Origin of the sequence: Streptococcus sanguinis (assembly GCF_003943655.1) — a bacterium.
In the GTDB taxonomy this organism is placed as follows: domain Bacteria; phylum Bacillota; class Bacilli; order Lactobacillales; family Streptococcaceae; genus Streptococcus; species Streptococcus sanguinis_F.
On the sequence record NZ_RJMM01000045.1, the window covers coordinates 1 to 2,500 of the forward strand.

Genomic DNA, 2,500 nt, shown 5'->3' on the forward strand with positions numbered 1-2,500 from the left:
TGCATCACTACCAGATGGACCTGCGTTGTATTAGCTAGTTGGTGAGGTAACGGCTCACCAAGGCGACGATACATAGCCGACCTGAGAGGGTGATCGGCCACACTGGGACTGAGACACGGCCCAGACTCCTACGGGAGGCAGCAGTAGGGAATCTTCGGCAATGGGGGGAACCCTGACCGAGCAACGCCGCGTGAGTGAAGAAGGTTTTCGGATCGTAAAGCTCTGTTGTAAGAGAAGAACGGGTGTGAGAGTGGAAAGTTCACACTGTGACGGTATCTTACCAGAAAGGGACGGCTAACTACGTGCCAGCAGCCGCGGTAATACGTAGGTCCCGAGCGTTGTCCGGATTTATTGGGCGTAAAGCGAGCGCAGGCGGTTAGATAAGTCTGAAGTTAAAGGCTGTGGCTTAACCATAGTATGCTTTGGAAACTGTTTAACTTGAGTGCAGAAGGGGAGAGTGGAATTCCATGTGTAGCGGTGAAATGCGTAGATATATGGAGGAACACCGGTGGCGAAAGCGGCTCTCTGGTCTGTAACTGACGCTGAGGCTCGAAAGCGTGGGGAGCAAACAGGATTAGATACCCTGGTAGTCCACGCCGTAAACGATGAGTGCTAGGTGTTAGGCCCTTTCCGGGGCTTAGTGCCGCAGCTAACGCATTAAGCACTCCGCCTGGGGAGTACGACCGCAAGGTTGAAACTCAAAGGAATTGACGGGGGCCCGCACAAGCGGTGGAGCATGTGGTTTAATTCGAAGCAACGCGAAGAACCTTACCAGGTCTTGACATCCCTCTGACCGCTCTAGAGATAGAGTTTTCCTTCGGGACAGAGGTGACAGGTGGTGCATGGTTGTCGTCAGCTCGTGTCGTGAGATGTTGGGTTAAGTCCCGCAACGAGCGCAACCCCTATTGTTAGTTGCCATCATTCAGTTGGGCACTCTAGCGAGACTGCCGGTAATAAACCGGAGGAAGGTGGGGATGACGTCAAATCATCATGCCCCTTATGACCTGGGCTACACACGTGCTACAATGGCTGGTACAACGAGTCGCAAGCCGGTGACGGCAAGCTAATCTCTGAAAGCCAGTCTCAGTTCGGATTGTAGGCTGCAACTCGCCTACATGAAGTCGGAATCGCTAGTAATCGCGGATCAGCACGCCGCGGTGAATACGTTCCCGGGCCTTGTACACACCGCCCGTCACACCACGAGAGTTTGTAACACCCGAAGTCGGTGAGGTAACCGTAAGGAGCCAGCCGCCTAAGGTGGGATAGATGATTGGGGTGAAGTCGTAACAAGGTAGCCGTATCGGAAGGTGCGGCTGGATCACCTCCTTTCTAAGGAGTCCGNAAGGACACACGGAATGCACTTGNGTCTTGTTTAGTTTTGAGAGGGCTATGTGGGGCCTTAGCTCAGCTGGGAGAGCGCCTGCTTTGCACGCAGGAGGTCAGCGGTTCGATCCCGCTAGGCTCCATTATCTAGTTTGACTAGATAAAGAACTTGTCCATTGAAAATTGAATACNGATATCAAATAGTAACAAGAAAATAAACCGAAAACGCTGTGAATATTAATGAGTTTAAGACTGAAAGGTCAAAAATAAGGTTAAGTTAGTAAGGGCGCACGGTGGATGCCTTGGCACTAGGAGCCGANGAAGGACGTGACAAACGACGAAATGCCTCGGGGAGCTGTAAGTAAGCACTTGATCCGGGGATGTCCGAATGGGGGAACCCAACAGGTTGATGCCTGTTACCCATTTCTGTTAAGGGAATGAGGAGGAAGACGCAGTGAACTGAAACATCTAAGTAGCTGCAGGAAGAGAAAGCAAAAGCGATTGCCTTAGTAGCGGCGAGCGAAGAGGCAGGAGGGCAAACCGAAGAGTTTACTCTTCGGGGTTGTAGGACTGCNNTGTGGACTCAGAATTTATAGAAGAATNACTTGGGAAAGTNNGCCANAGAGAGTAAGAGCCTCGTATTTTAAATAGATTCTGTACCTAGCAGTATCCTGAGTACGGCGGGACACGTGAAATCCCGTCGGAATCTGGGAGGACCATCTCCCAACCCTAAATACTCCCTAGTGACCGATAGTGAACCAGTACCGTGAGGGAAAGGTGAAAAGCACCCCGGGAGGGGAGTGAAATAGAACCTGAAACCGTGTGCCTACAACAAGTTCGAGCCCGTTCATGGGTGAGAGCGTGCCTTTTGTAGAATGAACCGGCGAGTTACGTTATGATGCGAGGTTAAGTTGAAGAGACGGAGCCGTAGGGAAACCGAGTCTGAATAGGGCGNNTTAGTATCATGATGTAGACCCGAAACCATGTGACCTACCCATGAGCAGGTTGAAGGTGCGGTAAAACGCACTGGAGGACCGAACCAGGGCACGTTGAAAAGTGCTTGGATGACTTGTGGGTAGCGGAGAAATTCCAAACGAACTTGGAGATAGCTGGTTCTCTCCGAAATAGCTTTAGGGCTAGCGTCGACATTAAGATTCTTGGAGGTAGAGCACTGTTT

At 51.3% G+C, this 2,500-nt stretch carries 1 tRNA gene and 2 rRNA genes (1 of these 3 cut by a window edge); all 3 read left to right on the forward strand.

Annotated features, from left to right (window positions below):
* Positions 1 to 1,329 (forward strand): 16S ribosomal RNA (locus tag D8886_RS11375); the annotation flags it as partial.
* Between the two features lie 64 nt (positions 1,330 to 1,393).
* Positions 1,394 to 1,466, forward strand: a tRNA-Ala gene (locus D8886_RS11380).
* Between the two features lie 127 nt (positions 1,467 to 1,593).
* A 23S ribosomal RNA gene (locus tag D8886_RS11385) occupies positions 1,594 to 2,500 on the forward strand; it runs 1,994 nt beyond the window's last position.